Here is a 6000-nt window from a genome sequence, read left to right as displayed (position 1 = left end):
GTCTACAACCTCGCCCAGTACGCCGGGCAGGGAATGCCTCCGCTTCGCTTCGGCTGAATTCCCGCGCAGGCGCGGGAATTGAATTCCGTAAACGGAATTCTGATCAATTCGCGTAAACGCTCATTGATCTGATTCCCTCTCCGCTTCGCTTCGGGGAATCTGGCTGACTGGGAGGGACGGGGGGTGCATCACGTGCGACACTGTGTAATCTCAGTAATCCCGTTCTATCCCCTAGAGTTGACTCTCTGTCACCTCACGTCCGGTCAAGGCCGGCCTTGCCGGATGCGCCCCTGTCGAGCCCGGTGGACTCCGCTTCGCTCCGCCCACCCTGAACGCCCGTCACCATGCTCCCCCAAGCCGTCGACATGAGAGAAGCATACCACAGGAAGTGCGGGCTAATGCCTGTATTTCGTCGTGCATCACCCCAGCGTGGGAACCTTCGGCAAGCCTAGTGCATCACCGTGATGCACTGTGTAGAGTCAGTGCTGCGGGCGCACCCCCGGTGTTCGATTCTCTTGCGGGCGTTGTGCGATCGAGGAAATCCCCTCCGGTATTCCACGGGAAGGACGGGCCATGCCCATCAAGTGGCGTGATCACCAGATCGAGGCGGTCGACGCGATCATTCGCGCGCTGGACATCCCGCCGGGCGGGGTGATTCCGGCGAACGGGCTGCGGGCGCAGATTCACGCGGCCTGCGGGACCGGGAAGACGTACATCTGCGCGGAGTCCGCCCGGCGGATGGTGCCGCGCGGGCGGGTGCTCGTGCTGGTGCCGACGCTGGCGCTGCTGGGGCAGACGATCAAGGCGTGGCGGGAGGTGGGGCACACGGGGCCGGCGGTCGCGGTGTGCGGGATGCAGGACGACGTCGAGCTGTGGTCGATGGACGTGCGCTGCACCACCAACCCGCTCCGGCTCGCGATGTGGCACGGCTCGGGGCCGGTGACCATGTTCGCCACCTACAGCTCGCTGGGGGTGCTGGCGGAGGCCTTCGAGGGCGCCTACGGCAAGCGTCTGGACCCGCTGGACCTCGCGGTGGTCGACGAGGCCCACAGGACCAGTGGCTCGTTGGGGAAGGCGTGGGCAAACATCCACCACCAGGAGGTCATCCCCGCGGCGCGGCGCCTGTACGCGACGGCCACTCCGCGGATCTGGCAGGAGCGGCCGGCGCCGGCCTGGGACCTGCGCGAGGGCGAGCGGTACGATCCGCTGCCGCTGGAGATGGCCGCGTCCATGGACGATCTTGAGATCTTCGGGCCGGTCGCGTGGAAGCTCCCGCTCTCCGAGGCGGTCAAGCGGGGCCTGCTCGCCCGGTACCAGATCATCGTGGTGGAGCTGACCGACCCGGTCGTCACCCCCGAGCGCCTGATGAGCACGGACAAGCGCAGCGAGGAGATCCGCGGGCAGCGGCTCGGCGCGCTCCAGGCCGCCATGCTCCACACCATGGCGCAGCACGGGCTCCAGACCATGATCACGTTCCACCACCGGACCATAGAGTCCCAGGCGTTCGCGGAGGGGTTGCCGGCGGTGGCGGCGAAGCTGTACGCGGGTGACCCGGAGTTCTACCCGGAGCGGATCTGGGCGGACTGGCTCAAGGGCGAGCATGCCGGCGAGCGGCGGGCCCGGGTGCTGGGCGAGTTCGGGCGCAGCGCGCGGCGGGCGGTGCTCGCCAACTGCCGGGTGCTGGGTGAGGGGGTGGACATCCGGGCCGTGGACTCGGTGGCCCTGCTGGACCCGAAGGGGGCGCCGCACGACATCGTGCAGGCGATCGGGCGGGCGCTGCGGCAGCAGCCCGGCGAGGGGAAGCTCGCCAGCCTGATCGTGCCCGTCTTTTTGAAGGAGGGTGAGGCGCCGCAGGACATGTTCACCTCCGGGAGTTACCGGCCTTTGGTGAACGTCCTTCAGGCTTTGCGGGCTCACGATGAAGAGGCCGTGGAATTGCTGGCGATTCCTCAGGTCGAGCAGAAGGACGTGGTGGAGCCGTCCACGGATATCGGTCCGGCTCCGGAGGAGGGTGAGGAGGAAAGCCGGATGCTGCTGCGTTTCTCGGCCCCGCGTGACCCGGTGATGGTCGCGCAGTGGGTCAGCTTCAATGTGATCGACACGGAGCGTCAGGACTGGGCTCGGGGTTGGTCGGCGGCCGAGAAGTTCGCCAAGCGGGAGGGGCATCTGCGGGTGCCGTTCGATCACCGGGAGGCGACGAGGGCCGGGCTGGACCCGCAGCAGATGTACCCGCTGGGGCACTGGGTGAGTGAGCAGCGCAAGGCGTACGCGGCCGACCAGATGGAGGGCAAGCGCGTCGAGCGGCTGGAGTCGCTGGGGATGGTGTGGGATCCGCTGGACGCGGCGTGGGAGGAGAACCTCGCCGCCGCCCGCGAGTACTACGCCCACCACGGCACCCTGGCCGCTCCCCGTACCGCGACGGCGTTGGACAAGCCGGTCGGGCAGTGGCTGTCCAACCAGCGCCGGCCTGGCGTCCTGGCGGAGCGGGCGGACCGGGTGGAGGCTCTGGCCGGGATCGACCCGGACTGGAACCCCTCCTGGCCGCTGGAGTGGCAGCGCCACTATGCCGCCGTGGCCGACTGCCTCCAGGGCGGGGCGCAGCTCGGTGATCTGCTGCCTGGGGTGACCCTGCACGGTCTCGATGTCGGCCGGTGGTTGGAGCGGCAGCGTCAGCCTGTCGTGTGGCAGAGCCTGGGTGAGGCGCAGCAGGGGCGCCTGGCCGCGCTCGGCATCACCCCGTCGGCTGTCCCGGCCGGGCAGGAGGGCGCGGCCGGGAAGAAGGCCGGTGCCGGGAAGTCGAGCGCGTTCGACCGCGGTCTGGCCGCGCTCGCCCAGTACCGGGAACGCACCGGGACGGTGACCGTACCGCGGAGCCACGTCGAGGAGATCCCCGACCCCGACGGCGGGGAAGGTGCGGTGGAGGTGAAGCTCGGGGTGTGGATCTCCAACACCAAGACCCGCCGGGCCAAGCTCACCCCGGAGCAGTTGGAGCGGCTCGCCGCGCTCGGCCTCGACTGGACCTGACCATCCGGCGGGCCCGGCGCCCGCCACCGAGACGCCCCCCGGGCCGTCCCTGCCCGGCCCGGGGCCGGCCGTGGCCGCCGTGTCCGAGGAACACTGCGGCCGGGGCCTGCCCGGGGCGGCGGCCCGGGCGGCCCGGGCGGTCTTCCGGGGCCACCCCCGGTACCGCGTCAGGGTGCCGGCCGGTGCGGGTCGGCGGTGGCAGGGCTGGCGAGGCGGCGCGGTCCGGTCGGGCGGCGGCTCGGAGCGGGCCCGGGGACCCGGCCGGGCGGCACGGGGCGGGCGGGAGCGAGCACGGCGGCACGGCCCGGTGCAGCGGTGGCGGGCGGGGTGGCGGGCGCGGCGACGGCGCAGCGGGGCGGCCGGGAGCCGCGGCGGGGCCGGGGGCCGGGAAGCACCAGGCGGCCGGACGGCGGTGGGCCAAGCGGATGCTGCCGCCCGTTCCGGCGGAACGGGCGGACCGGGCGGAACGGGCGGACCGGCAGCGGACGGTCGTGGTCGCCGCGCGAGCGGGCCGGGTTGGCCATGGCTTGGTGTGGCGGCGGAACGGCGGATGTGCTCGGGACCGGGGCCCGGCGACGGATGTCCGATGGGCGAAGGGGTCGACGGCAGACGGCCCGGCCAGACGGGGCGGGCGGCCCGGGGCAGGTGTCGCGCCTGCGGGCAACGCGGCGGCGGGCGGCGAAGACCGGGCCGGTGGGAGGGCGCGGCGGGGCTGTCGAGAACGGCATGGTGCCGGCCGGTGCGGGACGACGGCGGGAGCCGGCGAGGGCGGCCCGGCCGGGCCGGGCGGCGGCTCGGAGCGGGCCCGACGAACCGGCGCAACGGCAGGAGGGTCGGCTTGTCGTCAGTCTCTGAAAAATGACCCTCAGCAAGTTTTTGAAAGTTGACCCCCTCTGATCATTAGAGGGTGCTGAAGGTGGAGGACTGGGCGGAGATACGTCGGCTGCATCGAGCAGAGGGCGTGCCCATCAAGGAGATCTCACGGCGGCTGGGGGTGGCCCGGAACACGGTGCGGGCCGCGTTGAACTCGGACCGGCCGCCGAAGTACGAACGGGCCTCGCGGGGGCGGGTGGCGGACGCTTTCGAGCCGCAGATCCGGGCCTTGCTGAACGAGTGGCCGAAGATGCCGGCGCCGGTGATCGCCGAACGGATCAAGTGGCCGTACTCGATGTCGCCGCTGGTGAAGAAGCTCGCGCAGATCCGGCCCGAGTACGTCGGCATCGACCCGGTCGACCGGGTGTCCTACCAACCCGGACAGGTCTCCCAGTGCGACCTGTGGTTCCCGGAGACGAAGGTCCAGGTCGCGCCCGGCCAGCAACGGATCCTGCCGGTGCTGGTCATGACCCTGGCGTTCTCCCGGTTCATGACCGCCGAGATGATCCCTACCCGCCAGGGCGGCGACATCCTGGCGGGCATGTGGTCGCTGATCAGCGGCGTCGGCCGGGTGACGCACACGCTGGTCTGGGACCGCGAGTCGGCGATCGGCGGCAGCGGGAAGGTGACGGCTCCCGCGGCGGCGTTCGCCGGAACGCTGGCCACGAAGATCAAACTCGCGCCGCCCCGCGACCCGGAATACAAGGGCATGGTCGAGCGGAGCAATCAGTTCCTGGAGACCTCGTTCCTCCCGGGCCGGCAGTTCGGTTCGCCGACCGACTTCAACCAGCAGCTGGCGGAGTGGCTGGAGCGGGCCAACACCCGCACCGTCCGCTCCATCCAGGGCCGCCCGGTCGACCTGCTGGAGACCGACCGCCAGGCGATGATCCCGCTGCCGCCCATCGTCCCGGCCATCGGGCTAACCCAGCGGATCCGGCTCGGCCGGGACTACTACGTCCGCGTCGACACCGTCGACTACTCGGTGGACCCGCAGGTCATCGGCCGGTTCATCGACATCACCGCGATGCCGGACACGGTCACGGCGGTCTGCGACGGCCAAGTCGTCGCCCACCACCAGCGGTCCTGGGCCAAGCAGGTCGTGGTCACCGACCCCGTCCACGCGGCCACGGCCCAGCGGATGCGCCAGGCCCTGGCCCTGGACCGCCAGAGGCGCAAGGAGGCCACCCGTCAGCACAGCGACGGACACACCGTCGCCCTGCGGGCCCTGCCCGACTACGACGCCCTGTTCGGCGTCGACTTCGACCCCACGAGCACGAAAGCGAGCAACGAATGACCACCGCGCCCACGACGAAGGACGGCCTGCCGTCCATGATCGCCTACCTGACCCGGGTCCTGAAGACCCCGACGATCGGGGCGTTCTGGGAAGAGCTCGCGGCCCAGGCCCGCGACGAGAACTGGTCCCACGAGGAGTACTTGGCCGCGTTGCTGCAGCGCCAGGTCGCGGACCGGGAGTCCAAGGGCACCGTGATGCGCATCCGCACCGCCCACTTCCCGCAGGTCAAGACGATCGAGGACTTCAACCTCGACCACCTGCCCTCGCTTCGGCGCGATGTTCTCGCGCACCTGGCCACCGGCACGTTCGTCGCCAAGGCGGAGAACGTGATCCTGCTCGGTCCGCCCGGGATCGGCAAGACACACCTGGCCATCGGCCTGGGCGTCAAGGCAACCCAGGCCGGCTACTCGGTCCTGTTCGACACCGCGAGCAACTGGATCACCCGTCTCGCCGGCGCCCACCAGGCCGGCCGCCTGGAAGCCGAGCTGAAGAAGATCCGCCGCTACAAGTTGATCATCATTGACGAGGTGGGCTACATCCCCTTCGACCAGGACGCCGCGAACCTGTTCTTCCAGCTCATCGCCTCGCGTTACGAACAGGGCTCCGTCATGGTCACCTCGAACCTGCCCTTCGGGCGCTGGGGAGAGACCTTTTCCGACGACGTCGTCGCCGCCGCGATGATCGACCGCCTCGTCCACCACGCCGAGGTCCTCACCCTCACCGGCGACTCCTACCGCACCCGCCAACGACGCGAACTCCTCGCCAAGGAAAACCGGGCCGGCCGCGACTGATCAACCCACTGGGGGTCA

Annotated in this window: 3 protein-coding genes; all 3 read left to right on the top strand. The window is 70.7% G+C overall.

Features of this window, described 5'->3' with window-relative positions:
- Positions 1-573: 573 nt before the first annotated feature.
- The gene (locus ACFRMQ_RS14600; RefSeq protein WP_380730736.1) at positions 574-3024 is read left to right on the top strand and encodes a Helicase associated domain protein; all 2451 of its coding nucleotides are present in this window, start codon (positions 574-576) and stop codon (positions 3022-3024) included.
- Between the two features lie 907 nt (positions 3025-3931).
- Positions 3932-5191 carry an IS21 family transposase gene (istA, locus tag ACFRMQ_RS14595; RefSeq protein WP_380730734.1) on the top strand — a complete coding sequence of 420 codons (1260 nt, stop codon included), beginning with the start codon at positions 3932-3934 and terminating at the stop codon, positions 5189-5191.
- Entirely contained in the window at positions 5188-5982 is a 795-nt protein-coding gene (gene istB, locus ACFRMQ_RS14590) for an IS21-like element helper ATPase IstB (RefSeq protein ID WP_380730732.1), read from the top strand. The genes istA and istB overlap by 4 nt, the downstream gene beginning before the upstream one ends.
- Positions 5983-6000 lie beyond the last annotated feature (18 nt).

Source organism: Kitasatospora sp. NPDC056783, from assembly GCF_042789895.1.
GTDB lineage: Bacteria > Actinomycetota > Actinomycetes > Streptomycetales > Streptomycetaceae > Kitasatospora.
Note: the sequence above shows the minus strand (reverse complement) of the source record. Positions and strands in the feature narration are given on the sequence as shown.

Bases quoted from the DNA above. Each gene is read 5' to 3' on its own strand.
- istB (WP_380730732.1), top strand. From the start codon at position 5,188: ATGACCACCGCGCCCACGACGAAGGACGGCCTGCCGTCCATGATCGCC.
- ACFRMQ_RS14600 (WP_380730736.1), top strand. From the start codon at position 574: ATGCCCATCAAGTGGCGTGATCACCAGATCGAGGCGGTCGACGCGATC.